Source organism: Streptococcus plurextorum DSM 22810 (assembly GCF_000423745.1).
GTDB classification, from domain to species: domain Bacteria; phylum Bacillota; class Bacilli; order Lactobacillales; family Streptococcaceae; genus Streptococcus; species Streptococcus plurextorum.
Map to the genome: position 1 here is coordinate 1 of NZ_AUIO01000022.1, position 19,608 is coordinate 19,608.

At 41.2% G+C, this 19,608-nt stretch carries 16 protein-coding genes, 1 other RNA gene and 1 pseudogene; 13 read left to right on the forward strand and 5 right to left on the reverse strand.

The features are described from left to right. Positions 1-192 (reverse strand): annotated as a pseudogene (locus G575_RS12315) (ISL3 family transposase); the annotation flags it as partial. A gap of 197 nt (positions 193-389) precedes the next feature. Between G575_RS12315 and nrdR the strand changes: the two are divergent. The 6 genes from nrdR to G575_RS0110120 all read left to right on the forward strand — a co-directional run bounded on the left by nrdR (position 390) and on the right by G575_RS0110120 (position 5,447). After that, positions 390-884: a transcriptional regulator NrdR gene (gene nrdR / locus G575_RS0110095; RefSeq protein ID WP_027972613.1), complete on the forward strand. Its 495-nt coding sequence runs from the start codon at positions 390-392 to the stop codon at positions 882-884. After that, complete coding sequence (locus tag G575_RS0110100; protein WP_027972614.1) at positions 871-2,007, forward strand: replication initiation and membrane attachment family protein; 1,137 nt, start codon at positions 871-873, stop codon at positions 2,005-2,007. Before nrdR ends, G575_RS0110100 begins: the two co-directional genes overlap by 14 nt. A 10-nt stretch (positions 2,008-2,017) precedes the next feature. Then, positions 2,018-2,908: a primosomal protein DnaI gene (gene dnaI, locus G575_RS0110105; RefSeq protein ID WP_037623027.1), complete on the forward strand. Its 891-nt coding sequence runs from the start codon at positions 2,018-2,020 to the stop codon at positions 2,906-2,908. Positions 2,909-2,991: 83 nt separating this feature from the next. Further along, on the forward strand, positions 2,992-4,302 hold the full coding sequence (gene der, locus G575_RS0110110; protein ID WP_027972616.1) for a ribosome biogenesis GTPase Der: 1,311 nt from the start codon (positions 2,992-2,994) through the stop codon (positions 4,300-4,302). Between the two features lie 117 nt (positions 4,303-4,419). Beyond that, positions 4,420-4,818, forward strand: a complete 399-nt coding sequence (locus G575_RS11495; protein ID WP_083958914.1) for a VanZ family protein — start codon at positions 4,420-4,422, stop codon at positions 4,816-4,818. Beyond that, a complete protein-coding gene (locus tag G575_RS0110120) occupies positions 4,803-5,447 on the forward strand; it encodes a hypothetical protein (protein ID WP_027972617.1) in 645 nt (214 codons plus the stop codon). Before G575_RS11495 ends, G575_RS0110120 begins: the two co-directional genes overlap by 16 nt. A gap of 158 nt (positions 5,448-5,605) precedes the next feature. Here G575_RS0110120 and pbp1a read toward each other — a convergent pair whose 3' ends face one another. Both pbp1a and recU read right to left on the reverse strand, forming a co-directional pair. Continuing rightward, complete coding sequence (pbp1a, locus tag G575_RS0110125; protein WP_051177049.1) at positions 5,606-7,681, reverse strand: penicillin-binding protein PBP1A; 2,076 nt, start codon at positions 7,679-7,681, stop codon at positions 5,606-5,608. A gap of 73 nt (positions 7,682-7,754) precedes the next feature. Further along, on the reverse strand, positions 7,755-8,375 hold the full coding sequence (gene recU / locus G575_RS0110130) for a Holliday junction resolvase RecU (RefSeq protein ID WP_027972619.1): 621 nt from the start codon (positions 8,373-8,375) through the stop codon (positions 7,755-7,757). Between the two features lie 66 nt (positions 8,376-8,441). Here recU and G575_RS0110135 point away from each other — a divergent pair, with 66 nt between their 5' ends. From G575_RS0110135 to G575_RS0110150, 5 genes are all read left to right on the forward strand, one after another. Beyond that, entirely contained in the window at positions 8,442-8,966 is a 525-nt protein-coding gene (locus G575_RS0110135) for an SLOG family protein (protein WP_027972620.1), read from the forward strand. Positions 8,967-9,054: 88 nt separating this feature from the next. Further along, the gene (gene gpsB, locus G575_RS0110140; RefSeq protein WP_027972621.1) at positions 9,055-9,426 is read left to right on the forward strand and encodes a cell division regulator GpsB; all 372 of its coding nucleotides are present in this window, start codon (positions 9,055-9,057) and stop codon (positions 9,424-9,426) included. 17 nt (positions 9,427-9,443) lie between these two features. Further along, an RNA gene (gene rnpB / locus G575_RS12020) (RNase P RNA component class B) lies at positions 9,444-9,812 on the forward strand. 127 nt (positions 9,813-9,939) lie between these two features. Beyond that, positions 9,940-11,103, forward strand: a complete 1,164-nt coding sequence (locus tag G575_RS0110145) for a THUMP domain-containing class I SAM-dependent RNA methyltransferase (protein ID WP_027972622.1) — start codon at positions 9,940-9,942, stop codon at positions 11,101-11,103. Between the two features lie 24 nt (positions 11,104-11,127). Further along, positions 11,128-12,507: a cell division site-positioning protein MapZ family protein gene (locus tag G575_RS0110150; protein WP_027972623.1), complete on the forward strand. Its 1,380-nt coding sequence runs from the start codon at positions 11,128-11,130 to the stop codon at positions 12,505-12,507. Positions 12,508-12,539: 32 nt separating this feature from the next. Here the strand turns inward: G575_RS0110150 and G575_RS0110155 are convergent, their stop codons facing one another. Then, positions 12,540-13,415: a helix-turn-helix domain-containing protein gene (locus G575_RS0110155; RefSeq protein ID WP_027972624.1), complete on the reverse strand. Its 876-nt coding sequence runs from the start codon at positions 13,413-13,415 to the stop codon at positions 12,540-12,542. 146 nt (positions 13,416-13,561) lie between these two features. After that, positions 13,562-14,044 (reverse strand): S-ribosylhomocysteine lyase, encoded by a 483-nt coding sequence (locus G575_RS0110160; protein WP_027972625.1) that lies wholly within the window; start codon positions 14,042-14,044, stop codon positions 13,562-13,564. A 124-nt stretch (positions 14,045-14,168) separates the two neighbouring features. Here G575_RS0110160 and G575_RS0110165 point away from each other — a divergent pair, with 124 nt between their 5' ends. Beyond that, positions 14,169-15,776: a ribonuclease Y gene (locus G575_RS0110165; RefSeq protein ID WP_027972626.1), complete on the forward strand. Its 1,608-nt coding sequence runs from the start codon at positions 14,169-14,171 to the stop codon at positions 15,774-15,776. Positions 15,777-15,991: 215 nt separating this feature from the next. Next, a partial coding sequence (locus G575_RS0110170) for a KxYKxGKxW signal peptide domain-containing protein (protein WP_027972627.1) occupies positions 15,992-19,608 on the forward strand: 3,617 nt, incomplete at its 3' end.

The window sequence follows — 19,608 nt, forward strand, 5'->3', positions numbered from 1 at the left end:
AAGGAGTGGGATAGTTGAAGCTTTCTGAAAATCGTATTTCATCATTTTTCCCTGACAATGAGGGCAGTCAGGCGCTTGATAGTCCAACTTTGCCCGTATTTCGATGTGGGTGTGAAGGTGTACAACGAGAAGGATTTTAATATTTTTGTCTTTTAATCCGATTAAATCTGTGGTATCCTTAAGAAGTTCCATATGAGTCTTTCTAATGATGGTTTGGTCGCTTTTCATTATAAGTCATATGGGACTTTTTTCATACAGTCAAAAAGCCCTATAATATCAGAAGGGGGAGTTACCCACTACAGAAATTATAGAGCCTGAATCGCCTGCTTTTTTTATTGCCTATTTTGTGGTAAAATAAGGTGTTAAGTCTCAAGTAAAGAAGGTGTACCATGCGTTGTCCAAAATGTCATTGTAATAAATCTAGTGTGGTCGATAGCCGTCAAGCAGAAGATGGGAACACCATCCGCCGTCGTCGTGAGTGTGATGAGTGTGCGACACGCTTTACCACTTTTGAACGTGTAGAAGAAGTCCCACTGTTAGTCATCAAAAAAGATGGGACACGTGAGCAATTTTCTCGTGATAAAATTTTGAATGGCATTATTCAAAGTGCACAGAAACGTCCTGTATCCAGTAGCGATATCGAGAAAGCTATTAGCCGTATTGAACGTAAGGTTCGCAGTGATTATGACAGTGAGGTAGAGAGTACGGTCATTGGGAATCTAGTCATGGACGAGTTGGCTGATTTGGATGAAATTACTTATGTGCGTTTTGCTAGTGTCTATCGTTCTTTCAAGGATGTGGATGAGATTGAAGCACTTTTACAACAAATTACGAAACGTGTGCGTAGCAAGAAAAAAGGTGACTTGAATCATGAAACCGAATGATAGTTATTGTTACACTAAAGGTCTTCCCATAGCTCAACGTTCGGACTGTATGGCTAGATATTATCAACCGATAATCGGCGTTGATGCGACCGTACTTTACAGCTATCTTCTAGCTTTTTGGGACAATGGGCAGAGCCTACACAAGTTTTCTGAAATCTTAAATCATGTACAGTTTGGGATGTCCCGTTTTCAAGAAGCGTTAGCACTCCTAACTGCGATGGATTTAGTCGCTTTCTACCAAAACTCGGATAATTACTTGTTTCATTTGAAGCCAGCCTTATCTGCTACTGAATTTTTGGCTAACCCTGCTTATCGAAGATTATTGGAGAAAAAAATAGGTGAAGTAGCTGTCAAAGATTTGGAAGACCAGCTTCCGCATCAAGCTCGCAATTTATCGAAACAGTTTTCAGATGTCTTTTCAGATTTTGGTGATTTGAAACTCAAGAGCCAGCCTAAAACAACTTTTGATTGGGATTCTTTTGAAAAACGCATGTTAGCTGATGGTTTAAGACTTGCTAGGGAGCAAGAGGATGTCATTGCTCTTTATAGTATGGCTGAGCAGTATCGATTGACCTGGTTTGACCTTTATCAAGTGGCTAAAGAAACAGCTCATAACCATATGATTTTACCTCAGAGAATCTCAGCTAAATTGGATCGACAGGAAACTGTACAAGTGCCTGAGGATTTTTCACCGCAAGAAAAGATTCTATTAAATAAAGCTAAAAGTGGTCGTCCGCAGGCGATTTTGGCAGAAATCAAAAAAGGCCGCCGAGCGAATGTTACGACGGATGAGCTGAAGGTTCTAGATGAATTGGCGACCATGAACTTTTTAGATGAAGTCATCAATGTTATGGTCATTTATACCTTAGCAAAGACACAATCTGCCAATCTTAACAAGACTTACATCATGAAAATCGCCAACGACTTTGCTTACCAAGAAGTAAAAACTGCCGAAGTTGCTGTCACTAAGATGCGAAGCTTTGATCAGAGAAAGAAAGATCGTAAGCCAAAAGAAGTCAAATCTAATGTGCCTGAATGGACGAAAGAGGACTACAAGCAAACGGCAACTGCCGAAGAATTGGCACAGTTAGAAGCGCTTAGACAGCGCATGTTGAAAGATTAGGAGGCCAAAGATGGAGCAAATAGGAAAGAGTATGAGAACTCGAGAGTTACGAGATAATACGGAACTCATTGCTCAGATTTTAAATGATCCTCAAATTCGTGCTTTTATTGAAGAGCATCATTTAAGTCAGGAGCAAGTCAAGCTAAGTCTGCCTAAATTTAATCAGTTTTACAATGAGCGCACCAAGTTTGAAGCAAATGATGAGGCTTACAGTGCCAAAGGCTATCAGCCAATATTAAGCATGAACGAGGGTTATGCAGATGTCAGCTATCTGGAAACAGCAGCGTTAAAAGAAGCTCAAGCGACACAAGCTATTAAAAAGCGAATTCGTTTGATTAATTTACCATCTAGTCTCAAGAAAATTGATACTAGTGATATCAACTGGAGTGATCCTAACCGCTTGGAAGTCTACTCCTATCTGGTACAGTTCATGGAAGGGGCTTCGGCAGAGCAACGTGGTCTCTACCTTTATGGTAGTTTTGGAGTTGGGAAGTCGTATTTGATGGCATATCTGGCTAATGAATTATCAGCTCGTTTTGAAAAATCGACAACTTTACTGCATTTTCCGACTTTTGCAGTTGATATTAAAGATGCCATTAATCGCGGTTCTGTCAAGGAAATGATTGATGATATTAAAACTTCTGAGGTCTTGGTTTTAGATGATCTTGGGGCAGAACAACAGAGTTCATGGGTTCGTGACGATGTCTTACAAGTCATTTTACAGTATCGCATGCAGGAAAATCTTTTAACTTTTTTCACTTCAAATCTTGATTTTGCTGGTTTAGAGCGACACTTGGCGACCTCGCGTTCGGGCGATGAAACATGGCAGGCAAAACGCGTTATGGAACGTATTCGCTTCTTAGCAAAAGAAGTTCATCTTCGTGGTGAAAATAGACGCTAACTATAAAATATTAATGAAAAAAGAGTAGTGGCAAGTTTTCGATGCAATCGAAAGCCACTTCGTCTCTTAGTAAAGGAATAATCATGGCTTTACCTACAGTTGCTATCGTTGGACGTCCCAACGTTGGTAAATCAACACTATTTAACCGTATCGCAGGTGAACGCATTTCCATCGTTGAAGATGTGGAAGGCGTGACGCGCGATCGTATTTACACAACAGCAGAATGGCTTAATCGCCAATTTTCGATTATTGATACTGGTGGTATCGATGACGTTGATGCCCCATTTATGGAGCAAATCAAGCATCAGGCAGATATTGCCATGACAGAAGCAGACGTCATTGTGTTTGTGGTATCAGGTAAGGAAGGCGTTACAGATGCAGATGAGTATGTGGCACGTATTCTTTACAAGACCAATAAGCCAGTGATTTTAGTTGTCAACAAGGTTGATAACCCAGAAATGCGTAATGATATTTATGACTTTTATTCACTTGGTTTAGGGGATCCCTTCCCAGTCTCCTCTGTTCATGGTATCGGTACGGGTGATGTTCTGGATGCTATCGTGGAAAACTTACCAACAGAACACGAGGAAGAAAATCCAGACATTATCAAGTTTAGCCTGATTGGCCGTCCAAATGTTGGAAAATCAAGCCTTATCAACGCTATCTTAGGTGAGGAACGGGTGATTGCCAGCCCTATTGCGGGAACAACCCGCGATGCTATTGATACAAACTTTACCGATAGCGAAGGGCAAGAGTACACCATGATTGATACCGCAGGAATGCGTAAGTCAGGAAAGGTTTATGAAAATACTGAAAAGTATTCTGTCATGCGCTCGATGCGGGCCATTGACCGTTCGGATGTTGTGCTCCTGGTTATCAATGCCGAAGAAGGCATCCGTGAGTACGATAAGCGTATTGCAGGCTTTGCACATGAAGCTGGAAAAGGGATTATCATTGTGGTCAACAAGTGGGATACTCTTGAGAAAGACAACCACACGGTTTCGCAATGGGAGGCAGACATTCGTCATGAATTCCAATTTTTAAGCTACGCTCCAATTATTTTTGTTTCTGCGGTAACCAAGCAACGTTTGCATAAATTACCTGAAATGATTAAGCGTATCAGTGAGAGCCAAAACAGACGCATCCCGTCTGCGGTTCTTAACGATGTCATTATGGATGCCATTGCTATCAATCCAACCCCAACCGACAAAGGTAAGCGCCTTAAAATCTTTTATGGCACACAAGTGGCAGTTAAACCACCGACTTTTGTTATCTTTGTCAATGAAGAAGAACTCATGCACTTCTCTTACCTGCGCTTTTTGGAAAATCAAATTCGTGCAGCCTTTGGCTTTGAAGGAACACCGATTCATTTGATTGCCCGTAAGCGGAAATAAGTTATCAGTCTCTTGACCTCATCTTAGGAGATTGTGAATTGAAGACTATTTTTCAGTTTGAAAATAGTCTAGAATGCTTTCAGCTACGCTTGGCGTAGCTTTTTTAGAAAGGCTATCATGAAAAGAGTCGAAAAAATCTTTTTAATGCTTTATTTACTTCTTCTTGGTTGGGGAATTCTCTTTAAATTTCAAATACAGCTCATACTTTTGACCTACGGTTATCGGTATATCAATCTTATTCCCTACCATGACTTAGCTAGAACGGTACAAGGCGATATCGAGTGGCGAGAAATTCTCTTTAATATCCTAGCTTTTCTACCCTTTGGCTTTTTTCTTCGTAGAAATAGGTTAGTGATGGCTTTATTAGCTGGGGTATCTCTGAGCTTGGCATTTGAAACAGTGCAATTTATCTTGGCTATTGGCATGTTTGATATCACAGATATCATTCATAATACCTTAGGAACTATGATAGGTTATTATTTAGGAAAAGAGGTTTGGACATGTTTGAAGCGATAAGCATCTACCTGAACTATGACAGAGTCAAATACATCAAACCTGAAAAAGCGGGTGAAAGAGCTGCAGATATGATAGCTCTCAAAGTTTTGGGGCAACAGGCAAGGCAGGAAATGATCGCTTTTTGCCAGCAATTGGAGACACAAATTGCCCCTTGGCGGATGCAAAGCGTTAGTAACTGGGCGAATCAAGCACAATTGACAAGACCGCATTTTTGGTGCTACTTCAAAATGCCAGAAGACAAGGCTGATGATGTTGGTATTGCTCTTCGCTTGTATGGTGATGGGAAGGAATTTGGTCTATCACTTGAGGTTAGTTTTGTGGAACGTAAAAAATCAGATAAGACTGTGACAAAACAAAATCGTGTCTTGGCTCTTCCGATCAAGCCACCGTGCTACTATTGGGCTCAAATAGATGGTAGCAGCCATTATTTTGAGGGGATAGAGACGAATCGTCAGTATTTACAAACAGCGGTTTTATCTGGTGAGGTTCGTAAAGTTTTGGTCAAATATGATATCTCAGCTATTGCAAAGATGTCATCGAGCCAGCTTATCTCTAGGGTCAAGCAAGGACTTCAAGAACTCATTCCTTATTATGAAAAAACAAAGAGGGATGAGTCTTTCGGCTTTTGAGCTTGTAGACAAGATCTGTTAAAGGGTATCATTCTAACCATTCAGCTCTTAGAAACATCAACAGTAATGTTTCTAAGAGTTTTTAGTTTGATGCTAAAGAAAAAGATTGAAGAAAATTGTCAACAGAGGACGTTTTCTTCAATCTTTTTTGAGTACTGTTATTGCCCGGAATAAGTAGGAGTTTGATAGGTTTCCGCCTGTGTTGTGGCATTTGGATCTATGTAAACCTCACTGCTTTCACTGCTAGACTCACTTTCTGTAGAAGTGCTGGTAGTTGTGGTTGTTATGTAGTTGTAGGTATATTTACCGTTATTCAAGTAGAGGTAGCCACCGCTACGATAGAGTCCTTCAGGCATCTCCCAGTCCTGATTATAGCCATTTGTGAGGTAAGTCATCATTTCACGATAAACATCGGTTGCAATGTTTAGTCCTTCTCCGTAAACGGGAGTGAGTCGATTTTTATAGCCTGTCCACACTGCCATAGCATACTCTGGCGTGTAGCCAACGAAGTTTTCGTCTGGGGCCATGACACCAGCATTCCAGTAATTGAGTCCTAGGTTTTCTTCAATTTGTGCTAACTCATCTTCAGAGTAGTTTGATGTTCCGGTTTTTCCAGCTTGGTACAAACCATAAACACGAGCGCGGGTTCCTATACCGTAAGTTAGTACGGTTTTGAGCATATCTGTCATCATATATGCTGTTGTTTCCTTCATTGCTCGTTTGCCCTCAGGTTCAAAGTTCTGCGTCGTGCCGTCACTGAAGGTAATTTTACGGACATATTGTGGTTTGTAATAGGTTCCACCATTAGCAAAGGCAGCATACGCGGCAGCCATTTTTTCACTGCTAGCTCCGTACTTTTGGTCTGTGCTAGATGTTGAGCTTGAAATAGCGTTTGAGTAATAAAGTTCAGGATAATAAATGCCTAGACCAGATAGGAAAGCGCTAGCTTTTTTCAAGCCTGTAGCTTCCAGAGCTTGAACCGCAGGAATATTTCGAGATTGCATGATGGCAGATTGCATGGTCATCCAACCATAATATTGACGGTCCCAGTTGTAGAGTTGATCTTTGGTTCCTGGCCAATAATAAACGCTGTCATTGAAGTTTTGAGCAGTGGAAGAATAAATCTCGTTTTCAAGTGCTGGAGCATAATCTGTGATAGGTTTCATTGTAGATCCCCAGTCACGATCGGTTAAGACTGCCTGATTGGTACCAAAGGAGACATCATCTGACTGATTACGAACGCCCAACTGAGCAATGACATGACCGTTTGAGACATCAATAACCGTAGAGGCTACTTGAAATTCATCGTCTGGATAGGCAATCGTATCACCATGATAAAGGTCATAGAGGTACTGTTGAGCCTCACTATCAACGTTGGTATAAATCTTTAGACCTGCTGTAAAGACATCGAGGCCTGTCTCGCTCTTCACATCGGCAATAACCTCTGTTAAGTAATTATCCATGTATTTAGGATAGCTGCTTCTAGCATTTAAGGCTTGGAGACCGTCGGTTATAGGTGTTGCAACAGCAGCGTCGTATTCCTCTTTTGAAATGTATTCAAATTTATACATCTGAGAGAGGACCGTATTGCGACGGGCTGTCGCTGCGTCAGGTTGTGTGTAGGGGTCATAATGACTAGGCGCTTGTGGGATGCCTGCTAGAAGCGCCAGTTGGGCTATTGATAATTCGGTTAAATCTTTACCGAAGTAAGATTTAGCAGCTGTCCGCATCCCGTAATTACCATTCCCCATAAACACCTTATTGATATAGAAGGTTAAAATTTCTTCTTTAGAGTACTCGCGTTCGAGTTGAAGGGCCAACCAAATCTCCTGAACCTTACGTTTGATGGTTTGGTCAGATTTTGCTGTTGAGAAATAGGCTAATTTGATTAGCTGTTGATCAAGGGTTGAGCCTCCATGAAGGGTGTTGCTAGTCAAGTTGTTCCAAACAGACCCCAAGATACGGTAAATATCGATTCCACGATGCTGGAAAAACCGATGGTCTTCGATAGCTACCACAGCATTTACTAGCCCGATAGGGATGCTGTCTGCGCTAACCAGTTCTCTTTTTTCTGTCCCTAAATCCGCGATAAGGTTATTATCTTTGTCGTAAATCAGGCTAGAACTGGTTGCTTGAAGCTTGTCCAAGGATAGTTCCGGCGCCTGGCTTGCATAGTAAGTAAAGAGACCTCCCACAACAAGGGTCATCAGAATCGTAACACTAAGAACCACCATGGTGATCTGAGTCAGAATCCTTTTCCAAGTTAGAGGACCTTTGGGTTGCTTTCGTCTTCGTTTATTTGAAGTTTTAGTCAAGAGTTTGATGGTAATCACCGCCTAAAATATATTTATCTACAATGTCGAGATAAGGAACTTGAGGATAGACTCCTCTAGTTATGGCAAAGCCATTTTTTTTGATATAATCAAGTGGCATCGACTTACTGCCCTTATCAATTTGATAGAAGTCAATCAAAGCTTGAGCTGGGAGGAGGTAAGTCAAATCTAGACTTGAAAAATAGAGAAGGACAAAGGCGATTCCCTTTTGTTTTAGGACGCTCGCCATATGTTCTATCTGATGAGAATGAAAGTTTTTCATGGGCATGGCCGTTTTTTGCCGTGTCTCTTTAGCTTCAAAGTCAATGTAGTGACCATTGTAGACGCCGGAATAGTCGGTTGTAGAGGCTTGTCTAAAATAAGCTTCTACAATCTTAGCACGACTTCTTTTGGGATAATCTACCTTGACGATTTGAACAGGTGTTGGCTTTTTATGAATGACAGCAATTTGCCTAGCCAAATAGTAGTCATTAGTGGCATTGATTGCTCCTTCAAAAGTCATCCCACGATTAGCAAAATCGATAGGCTTATCTGTTTGCTTAGAGGCTTGTGGAGAAGGGTGCCCTCTCCTAATACCATTGGGGTAAGAGACCATAAAAACCTTCGTTTTCTAAAAGATATCAGTCTAATTATATCATATTTCAAAAAAGGATGGCAAAAAATGACAGCTTTTCTGGTGACAGGCTATAAAAATATGGATCTTGGTATTTTTAATGATAAGGATGAGCGTTTGAAAATCATTAAGCAGGTCATTGAACGCGACTTGAAAAACCTAGCTGAAGAGGGGGTTGATTGGCTCATTTTTACAGGGAATTTAGGCTTTGAGTACTGGGTTTTAGAAGTCGCAAAGGTGCTGAAGGAAGAATATGGTTTCTCTTTAGCAACGATTTTTCCCTTTGAAACACACGGCGCTAATTGGAATGACAGCAACCAGATAAAGCTAGATCACTTTAAAAAGCTAGATTATGTCAAATACGCCTTTGAGGCCTATACGAATCCGGGTCAGTTTAGACAATACAACCAATTTTTATTAGACAACACTCAAGGTGCTTATGTGTTTTACGATACTGAAAATGAGACCTCTTTAAAGTTTCTCTACGAAATGATGCTTGAAAGGGATCATTATGCTTTAAAAACCATGACATTTGACCGTTTGAACGAGTTTATAGAAGATTTCGGTGATTAGGGTGTAAGACTTGCATTTTTTCTCTATTTTAGGTAATATAGTATGGAAAATTTTTATAAAATTTTAATTGAAAGTATGGGAGTAGAGCATGGCAAAAATTATTTTAAGCCCCAAAGAAATTTGTGAGCGGGAGTTCAAACAAGTATTGCGTGGCTATGATAAGGATGAAGTTGACGAATTTTTAGATGAAGTGATCAAAGATTATGAAACTTTTGCTGCTCAGGTTCAAGCGCTCCGTAAAGAAAATGAAGAGCTTCGAGAAAAGCTAGCGGCACAGCCACCAAAACCGACAGGACAAACGCTTCCAAATCAGGAAAGAATTGTTCCAAGCCAAACGCTAACGGAGTTTTCTAATCCTAATGACCTCACTCGTTTATCGACAACAGTAAGTAATTTTGATATTCTCAAGCGCATTAGTCGTTTGGAGCGTGAAGTTTTTGGAAAACAAATTTCTGAGTAAGAGATTGGTGACGTGTGATTTTCGGATAATCGCATGAAAAACAGGTTTTTTCATGAGGAAAGTCCATGCTAGCACGGACTGAGATGTCCGTAGTGTTTGTGCTAGGCGAAACAATAAGCCTAGGGACGTCTTTATTGACGTTACGGCGAGGAAAAGGGCTAAGTCTTTGATATGCTTGACTACCTCTGAAAGTGCCACAGTGACGTAGTTTTCAAGGAAACTTGGAAAGTGGAACGCGGTAAACCCCTCAAGCTAGCAACCCAAACTTTGGTAGGGGCACGAGATAGCTAGAAATGAATAGACTATCTTGACTGGTAACAGTAGACAGATGATTATCGAAGGAGACGGTACCTAGTCGTCTCTGGAACAGAACATGGCTTATAGAAAATTGCATATAGGTAGCTAGCAACTTGCTAGCTTTTATTTTACACAAATCGTAAAAGGAATGTAATATCTTGGTCAGCTTCAAATATGCTATAATGAAGAAGTGACCATACAAAAATAGGAACTGATATGAACAAAGAATTTGAATTGATTGCTACGGCAGCGGCCGGTCTTGAGGCGGTAGTGGGAAAAGAAATTAGAGACTTGGGCATCGCCTGTCAAGTTGAAAATGGGAAGGTGCGTTTTACTGGTGATGTCAAAACCATCGCTACGACGAATCTTTGGCTACGAGCAGCAGATCGGATAAAAATTGTGGTTGGAACATTTCCAGCAAAGACTTTCGAAGAACTGTTTCAGGGTGTTTTTGCCCTAGACTGGGGAGCACTTATTCCGCTTGGTGCCGCTTTTCCTATTTCAAAGGCAAAGTGTGTTAAATCCAAACTTCACAATGAGCCCTCTGTTCAAGCAATCACTAAAAAAGCTGTTGTTAAGAAGCTTCAAAAACATTTTCACAGGCCAGAAGGAGTACCTCTTTTAGAAAATGGGCCTGAATTTAAGATTGAGGTATCTATTCTCAAAGATGTGGCAACGATTTTAATTGATACGACAGGCTCAAGTCTTTTCAAACGTGGTTATCGGACGGAAAAAGGCGGAGCTCCTATTAAGGAAAACATGGCTGCAGCCATCCTAAAACTGACCAATTGGTTTCCAGATAAGCCTCTGATTGATCCCACTTGTGGGTCAGGTACCTTCTGTATAGAGGCAGCTATGATTGGGCTTAATATTGCTCCAGGTTTTAATCGGAACTTTGCTTTTGAAGCATGGCCATGGGTTGATAAGGATTTGGTTCAAAGCGTGCGCGACGATGCTGAAGAGAAGGCCAATTACCATGTGGAGTTGGATATCATGGGATGCGATATTGATGCTCGAATGATTGAAATCGCTAAGAAAAATGCGGAAGAAGCGGGTCTTGCAGATGTTATTACCTTTAAACAGATGCGACTTCAAGATCTTAGAACCGATAAAATTAATGGTGTTATTGTATCTAACCCTCCTTATGGGGAGCGACTTTTGGACGATGATGCTATAAGTGTTCTTTATCGTGAAATGGGTCAGGTCTTCGCTCCTCTGAAAACATGGAGCAAATTTATCCTGACCAGTGATGAAGGATTTGAGACGACGTTTGGAAGTTTAGCTGATAAAAAGCGTAAATTGTATAATGGGACATTAAAGGTTGATCTCTATCACTATTATGGAGAGCGGGTTAACCGTCGTCTGGTCAATAAAGATTAGTTTGAAAAGATAGAAAGGGATATTATGACAGATAAATTGACACCTGAAGATTTAAATAAAACGCTCGAATTTGATCGTGCAAAAGATTTAACCATCGAAGAGGCTGTGAGAAAAGAAGCAGAGCTTAAAGCTGGAATTACTGAAAAGGATAGTGTCCTTGATAAGTACATTAAGCAAAATCGTGAAGAAGTTGATTCACAGAAGTTTGAAAATACGAAGGACTTGTCTGAATTACAGACATCAGACATTGAGAATTATATTGCAGATCAGCGACAAAGGGTGACAAAACAGGACGGTGAGGCTGATGAACAGGCTGTCGCACCTGCTTTTGATACGGTTGACATCACTCCTTTAGAAGAAAAGATGGATTTAGAGGATCAGGAAGTAACCATCGGTTTAGGCTTAGAGGATGACGTGCAGCCCTTTTACAAAAAGAAGGCTCTTTGGATCAGTTTAGCTGCGGCGCTTCTTCTGGGAGGAACAGCTTTAGGTTGGACGCTTCTGAATAATTCAAAAAGTTCCACCACAAGTTCCGAAACCACTCAAACGACAGAAACGACTAAAACAGCAACAGCTGAGACCGAAGCAAAGTTAGCAAGCTTTAACGAGCTTTATGCCACTTTCTTTGTTGATGAAAATCAAACGAAATTAAAAAATAGTGAATTTGATAAGCTTTCTAGTTTGGAAGAAGCTCTTAAAGCCTTAGAGGGTACCGATTATTACGAAGACGCTAAAGCGAAGTACGATCGCTTAAGTAAATCAATTACTGCCATTCAAGCAGTGAATGATAAATTTGAGTCTCCTGTGATTGTTGATGGTGAAAAAATAGCAGCTAATTTAAAGGCGGGAGCTAGTCTTGATGATTTGTCGGCTACGGATTTAAACACTGGAAATGCTAGTTTGGATACCCTACTTCAAGCTGTTGTTGCAGAAGCCCGTACGGGATTTGGTAGTGCTAGTGGAACGACAGCTTCATCAGGAGCAACTGCTACTAATGGAACGTCAGTAGATACCAGCACAAAAACAGTGACGCAACAAAGCGCTACCTCAGAAAGTACAGCGACAGTAGCTTCTTCATCTGCACTTTATGGTATTCAGAACTATGACTCAAATAGTCTGCAACGTGATAAGAGTCGTGTACCGTATGATTTTACGGTCATTGCAGATGGTAATAACCCGTCTTGGACCTTTAATGCAGGGGTTCTAGAGAAGATTGTTGCGACCTCTCAAGAGCGGGGCTATATTTCAGGGAATGATTATATTCTTGAAAAAGTCAATATTATCAATGGTAATGGTTATTACAACATGTTTAAACCAGATGGCACTTATCTCTTTTCTATTAACTGTAAGACAGGTTATTTTGTCGGAAATGCACGGGGCAATGCTGATGCGTTAGACTATTAAGGATAAAGAAACCCGCACAACTGTGCGGGTTTTTAGAGTACTGGATCAGACTGTGTTATTTCTTTGAAATGTTGTGAAAAGTGTTTAAAATAACCGTCTTCATCTAAAACTTTAAAAATGAACAAAGCTTGTTGCATTTTATTCAAGCCCAATACCATCTGCTTTGTTCGGTAATCCAACCATCCTTGATTGTAGAGGTGGGCGTTTTTAATCAGGTAGTCTTCTGGTCGGACAAGTGTCCTGAGGTGTTGACTCATGACTTTTGCAGTATCAACATCATCTTCTTGGATAGCTATCATCATGGTATTGAGGATAATTTTAGAAATCAAGTGCTGATTTTCAGGTAGATGTTTATAGAATTGATTTTGTTCCAGAATGTTCTGCGTCAATGTCAAAAGGTCCTGATAAGGAATGAAATGGTTGAAACTATTTAACAGATAACACTCATAATACCCCCAATTTGTCACACTTTGAAGGTATTTGTTGACGGATAAAATCTCTTCGTCGGTCGGAAAAAAACTCTGATCTATCTTTGATAGATAGGATTTTAGCAATAAACGCACTTGCTCAGTTTGGCGGTTTTCGACCGGAGAATTAGAATGGAGCGTTTGCGAAATCCTTTGGTAATGTTCAAGCAATGCTTGTTTGTCTTGTTTTTGGTAAGAAGCTTGAAATTCTTTAATTTGTGCGATCAAATCTGGTTGTTGGAAACCGTTGCAATGTGTGAAAAACTCATCAATGGTCATGTTAAGACTATTCACCAAATAGAGCAGTTTGGTAAAGGAAATCTCACTGTCATTGCTTTCAAATCGTGAAATCTGAGATTTTGAAATAATTCCTCCTGCCAAGTCATCCATGGTTATGGCTCTTGCTTGCCTGAGTTTTTTATAAATGCCACCATAATTCATTTAAGTTCTCCAAAAATTAAAGGTACTATTTGAAGATTGTAATATATTTTTAATAAAAAGACAAGAAATAGAATTGAAAGAAGGAAAAACCTCCGCTTTTTGTCAAAAGTGGAGGTCAGTTAGAAATGCTTACTAAAAATTTAATTTTAGACGATATTTCTGATGAAAGCATCGTCTGAAATGCCTTGAGATAAGATCAATTTTGCCCATTCTTTGGCAGCAAAAAGGCTGTGATCTTTGTAGTTGCCGCACGATTCAATGCTTGTTCCAGGGACATCTTCCCATTTTGTCACATTAGCGATTTCTTCTAGGCTAGATTTAAGGACTTTGGCAATTGTTGTGCTGTCAACCTTGCCCCACATGATGAGGTGAAAACCTGTGCGGCAGCCAAATGGGGAGCAGTCAATCATCCCATCGATGCGTTGACGAATCAGTTTTGCAAGCAAATGCTCAATAGTGTGTAGGCCAGCAGTTTCAATGGAATTCGTGTTGGGCTGCACCAAACGAATATCAAAATTTGTAATCACATCACCTGCAGGGCCATTTTCTTCGGAAATCAGACGGACGTATGGGGCCTTGACAATGGTGTGATCAAGCTCAAAACTTTCAACGATAATTTCTTTAGTCATAAGAATCTCCTTAGTATTTTTTACTATCATACCATAAAATTAATTTTTAGATTGAGAAAGAAGTCATTTTATGATAAACTAAAAGATGGTTTTACAAGAAAAACTAAGAAAATGAGGTGAACAAATGTTACAAGTAACGTTAGCAATTGTTTCCATCCTCGTCGGTGCCATTATTGGTTATGGAGTGATCTCGGCAAAGATGAAAAGTGCCAAGGAAACTGCAGAACTGACTCTTCTTAACGCAGAGCAAGATGCTGTTAATATGCGAGGGCAAGCTGAGGCAGAAGCTGAGCATATTCGAAAAGCAGCAGAACTCGAGAGCAAGGCTCACAAAAAAGAGCTTTTGCTAGAAGCAAAAGAAGAAGCTAGAAAATATCGTCAAGAAATTGAGCAAGAGTTTAAGTCTGAGCGTCAAGAGTTGAAACAAATGGAGACACGTTTGACAGAACGTGCCACATCACTTGATCGCAAAGATGAAAATTTGGTCAGCAAAGAGAAGCAGCTCGAATCTAAAGAGCAGAGTTTAACAGATAAATCTAGAAATATCGATGAGCGTGAGGAACAATTAGCAGCATTGGAAGCTAAGAAGTACGCTGAGTTGGAGCGTGTCGGCAACATGACAATTGCTGAGGCACGAGAGGTCATTTTGACTGAAACCGAGAACAACCTAGCTCACGACATTGCCAGCCGCATCAAAGCGGCAGAACAAGAGGTCAAAGACAGATCGACCAAGACTGCTAAGGAATTATTGGCTCAAGCCATGCAGCGCATTGCTGGTGAATACGTGACGGAACAGACGGTGACGACAGTTCATTTGCCAGATGATGGCATGAAGGGACGAATCATCGGACGTGAAGGACGCAATATTCGTACCCTTGAGAGTTTAACCGGAGTTGATGTCATTATTGATGATACACCTGAGGTTGTTACCTTATCAGGATTTGATCCGATACGTCGTGAGATTGCACGTTTAACCTTGGAAGCCTTGATTGCGGATGGACGTATTCATCCAGCTCGTATTGAGGAATTGGTCGAGAAAAATCGAAATGATCTTGATAACCGTATTCGTGAGTACGGGGAAGCGGCAGCTTATGAAATTGGTGCGCCGAACCTACACCCGGATTTGATTAAAATTATGGGGCGTCTACAGTTCCGTACATCTTATGGGCAAAATGTCCTACGCCATTCTATTGAAGTTGGTAAATTGGCGGGTATTCTTGCTGGAGAGTTGGGTGAGAATGTGGCTCTTGCTCGTCGTGCAGGTTTCTTGCATGATATAGGGAAAGCAATCGACCGTGAGGTGGATGGTAGTCACGTCGAAATCGGTACGGAATTTGCTCGTAAATACAAGGAGCATCCAGTGGTTATCAATACGATTGCCAGTCACCATGGAGATGTGGAGCCAGAATCTGTTATTGCAGTTATTGTTGCGGCAGCAGATGCCCTAAGTTCGGCTCGACCTGGTGCTCGCAATGAGTCTATGGAGAACTATATCAAGCGTTTACGTGATTTGGAAGAAATTGCAACAAGCTTTGACGGTGTGCAACAAGCGTACGCCCTTCAAGCAGGTCGTGAGATTCGTATCATGGTGCAACCTAAACAGGTTAAAGATGATCAAGTCACGATTATGGCTCATAAGGTTCGTCAGAAGATAGAGGACAATCTTAACTATCCAGGAAATATCAAAGTCACTGTTATTCGTGAATTACGAGCAGTTGATTACGCTAAATAATATATAAAATTCGGTAGTTCTCGTAAGAGCTACCGAATTTTTTGAAGTTTTTGGTTGAATGAATCGTTGTGATTTTATGTGGTAACATTTACGGTGTCGTCATGGTGAAATATGGCGTGAAATGGAAGGAATCAGCAGACTTAATTCATTGACATAATTAGGTTTAAAGTGATAGAATAATTAGGATTGTCAGTATTGGAGAGAGATAGTATATCATGAAAAAATCACAACGAAATAATATGGAGAAGAGCTTTCAACGAACACGCGTGAAGATGCATAAATCTGGAAAGCATTGGGTGAAAACCTTGATTTCACAAATCGGCTGGATACGGTTGGGAGGATCTAGCTCTGATCAGGGTATTTCGAAAGCCATTCCAGAATCGCAGATGAGAGCTTCTCATTTCATTAGAGGTGCTGCCACTCTTGGAGCCATTATTGGTGGAGCAACTCTAACAAATGATATTGCCTTGGCAGAAAGTTTGGTTCTGTCTTCGGAAACGGCGACTAGTACCTTGGCGGATCAAAATGATATTTTAATGACAACTGAAACTCAGAGTCAATCTAATTCAACGTCATTGTCTGAGAGTCTGTCATTGTCGGAATCTGAATCGGTGTCTTTTTTGGAATCAGCTTCCCTCTCTGAGTCAGAGAGCTTCAGTCAATCTGAGTCCCTTTCGATGATTGAATCCCAGAGCATTAGCCTTTCTGAGCTCTTTATAACAAGTCAATCCGTAGTGACAGCGACGAGTGAATCGATAACTGCTTCGACAGAGGTAGATGTTGTTGATGATAGCAAGCTTCTAGCGAGTCACCAATCCCTACTAGATGCTTTAGGGAAACCTATCCCTGACCAGATTAATACGTCAACGACTAAATATCAAAAGTATCAAACAGCAAAACTAGTTGCAGAATCGTCATTAGTAACAGTTCAGAATTTATTAGCTAATGCCAATCGTACTCAAGAAGAAGTCGATAATCTAGCACTATCTGCTGGTCAGGCGGCGATTAACCTATCTGGTCGTTACACGCAATTGGTTGGTGTGACTGGGACAGAAGGGACTGGTTTTCGGGCGACGACCACAGGGGCGAATGGTACGGAGGTAAGCAGTTCAGGAACAGTTGATATCCGTCGGAACCCAGCGGCTTGGAACAATACCAATGCAACGGTTGATGGAATCTCCTATAGCTACAATGCGTCCACCAATGTGATGACCTATACGATTACCTTGGGACCACCCTATAGTAGTACCCGAACTGCCAACAGATACCTTGCATTGTCGTTAGGTTTTGATCCAACTAGTACAATTACGGGCATGTCCGCAGTTAGTAGAACCTCAACGTCCACAACACCGACCACTGTTAACCCATTATCAACAACCAGTCTCGATATGACTGCGGCGACCAACAATGCTAATACAGCCAGAGGAGTTCGTTACGTTTTCCAACGTCCGATTAGCTCAGCTACTTTAACTGTTACTATCACCATGCAAACAAATGGTGACGGAATGGATTACTTATATGTTCGTGCGGCAACAGATACGAATCAGACAAATGCGACTAACTACGTTACTCCGTCAAGTAGTCTGCCAGGAGAAGTAAATCGTCTGGACTTTACTGAAAGTTTACTGATTGACAATGTCACCCCAAACGCTCCTGTGATTACAGATAATATCACAAACGTAAGTACCAGTGTTTCGGGAACAGGGGAGGCTGGTTCACTGGTGACAGTGACCTTTACGACTGATGGTGTGACAACGACAGCAACTGCTACAGTAGGTAGCAATGGTGCTTGGTCAGTTAATGTCCCTGCGGGTACGGTACTTAAAACGACGACCAGCGTTACAGCTAAAGTGACCGATGCTTCAGATAAGACTGTGGACAACTCTTCGGCAGTTTCGACAGCGACTGTATCAGATGGTACGGCACCGGTGTTTACGGGGACTCAGAATATCTATGTCTTCCGTGGTGTAGAGATGACTGCGCCAGTCCGAGTGACAACCATATCAGATTCAGAAAGTGCTATTAGTTCGGCAAAAATTGTTCGAGATAGTTCTGACACCTATGAGAATGGCCAAGGCTTAGTGGTGTCTATATCTGGTATTGTTAGCGGAACTGCCAATTCAGGTGCAACATTAGGACGATATACTAATCGTATAGCAGCCACTAACTCGGCTAACGTAACGGGAGTGTCAGATACTTTTGTCCAATACATCATGGACGTCCAAGGTGGCAGTCTTTCTAGACAATATGGTGTGAAAATTACAGATGCTGAAATCACAAGCCTTGTTCGGTCAAAACTAAATGCTGGTATGGCCGATGTTAGTGGCGCTGGACTAACTTATACAGTCTTGACACCGCACGAAATGGCAGTAGGTACGCAAACCGTAACAGTTCGTGTTCAGACAGCACAAGGAAACTACAAAGATGTGGAAGTGGTACTGACCTATACTCCGAATCAGTCGATGACAGAAAGTCTTAGTCAGTCAATTTCAACGTCACAAAGCCAGTCAGCTAGCGCCTCAGCTTCCATCTCGACTTCCCAAAGCCAGTCGGCAAGTACCTCGTCTTCAATTTCGACTTCTCAGAGCCAGTCAACGAGTACCTCGTCTTCTTTATCAGCGTCTTCGTCAGAATCATTATCGAACTCCTTATTGAAATCAGAATCGATTAGTGACTCGGTTTCTGAATCCGTCAACGAATCTGTCTCCGAATCCATTTCAGAGTCGATTAGTGAATCTATCTCTGAATCAGTCAGCGAGTCAGTCTCTGAATCTATTTCAGAATCAGTCAGCGAGTCCGTCTCTGAGTCCATTTCTGAATCCGTCAGTGAATCCGTCTCTGAGTCAATTTCAGAGTCAATTATCGAGTCCGTATCTGAATCCATCTCCGAGTCGATTAGCGAGTCAGTATCTGAGTCCATTTCAGAATCAGTCAGTGAGTCTGTATCAGAATCTATCTCAGAGTCAATTATCGAATCCGTATCTGAATCCATCTCCGAGTCAGTTAGCGAGTCAGTATCTGAGTCCATTTCAGAATCGGTAAGCGAGTCTGTATCAGAATCTATCTCAGAATCAATTATCGAGTCCGTCTCAGAATCTATTTCTGAGTCAGTTAGCGAATCTGTATCGGAATCAATCTCCGAATCGGTGAGTGAGTCAGTGTCAGAATCCATTTCGGAGTCAATTAGTGAATCCGTTTCAGAATCTATTTCCGAATCGGTAAGCGAGTCAGTGTCGGAATCCATTTCAGAATCAATCAGCGAATCTGTATCTGAATCTATCTCAGAATCAGTAAGTGAATCGGTATCTGAATCAATTTCAGAATCAGTGAGTGAGTCAGTTTCTGAATCTATCTCAGAATCAGTAAGTGAATCGGTATCTGAATCAATTTCAGAATCAGTGAGTGAGTCAGTTTCTGAATCCATTTCCGAGTCGGTTAGTGAATCGGTCTCTGAATCTATCTCAGAATCAGTAAGTGAATCCGTCTCTGAGTCCGTTTCAGAATCGGTAAGTGAGTCCGTCTCCGAGTCAATTTCAGAATCAATCAGCGAATCTGTTTCTGAGTCAATCTCAGAATCAATCAGCGAGTCAGTGTCAGAATCCATTTCGGAGTCAATTAGTGAATCCGTTTCAGAATCTATTTCCGAGTCAGTGAGCGAATCAGTTTCAGAATCGATTTCCGAATCAGTCAGCGAGTCAGTGTCAGAATCCATTTCTGAATCAATCAGCGAATCTGTATCTGAATCTATCTCAGAGTCGATTAGCGAATCAGTATCTGAATCTATCTCAGAGTCGGTCAGCGAGTCAGTTTCTGAATCCATTTCAGAATCAGT

Excerpts from the sequence above, each read along its gene's own strand:
- nrdR (WP_027972613.1), top strand. The coding sequence starts at position 390 with ATGCGTTGTCCAAAATGTCATTGTAATAAATCTAGTGTGGTCGATAGC.
- G575_RS0110100 (WP_027972614.1), top strand. The coding sequence starts at position 871 with ATGAAACCGAATGATAGTTATTGTTACACTAAAGGTCTTCCCATAGCT.
- dnaI (WP_037623027.1), top strand. The coding sequence starts at position 2,018 with ATGGAGCAAATAGGAAAGAGTATGAGAACTCGAGAGTTACGAGATAAT.
- der (WP_027972616.1), top strand. The coding sequence starts at position 2,992 with ATGGCTTTACCTACAGTTGCTATCGTTGGACGTCCCAACGTTGGTAAA.
- G575_RS11495 (WP_083958914.1), top strand. The coding sequence starts at position 4,420 with ATGAAAAGAGTCGAAAAAATCTTTTTAATGCTTTATTTACTTCTTCTT.
- G575_RS0110120 (WP_027972617.1), top strand. The coding sequence starts at position 4,803 with ATGTTTGAAGCGATAAGCATCTACCTGAACTATGACAGAGTCAAATAC.
- pbp1a (WP_051177049.1), bottom strand. The coding sequence starts at position 7,681 with ATGGTGGTTCTTAGTGTTACGATTCTGATGACCCTTGTTGTGGGAGGT.
- recU (WP_027972619.1), bottom strand. The coding sequence starts at position 8,375 with ATGGTCTCTTACCCCAATGGTATTAGGAGAGGGCACCCTTCTCCACAA.
- G575_RS0110135 (WP_027972620.1), top strand. The coding sequence starts at position 8,442 with ATGACAGCTTTTCTGGTGACAGGCTATAAAAATATGGATCTTGGTATT.
- gpsB (WP_027972621.1), top strand. The coding sequence starts at position 9,055 with ATGGCAAAAATTATTTTAAGCCCCAAAGAAATTTGTGAGCGGGAGTTC.
- G575_RS0110145 (WP_027972622.1), top strand. The coding sequence starts at position 9,940 with ATGAACAAAGAATTTGAATTGATTGCTACGGCAGCGGCCGGTCTTGAG.
- G575_RS0110150 (WP_027972623.1), top strand. The coding sequence starts at position 11,128 with ATGACAGATAAATTGACACCTGAAGATTTAAATAAAACGCTCGAATTT.
- G575_RS0110155 (WP_027972624.1), bottom strand. The coding sequence starts at position 13,415 with ATGAATTATGGTGGCATTTATAAAAAACTCAGGCAAGCAAGAGCCATA.
- G575_RS0110160 (WP_027972625.1), bottom strand. The coding sequence starts at position 14,044 with ATGACTAAAGAAATTATCGTTGAAAGTTTTGAGCTTGATCACACCATT.
- G575_RS0110165 (WP_027972626.1), top strand. The coding sequence starts at position 14,169 with ATGTTACAAGTAACGTTAGCAATTGTTTCCATCCTCGTCGGTGCCATT.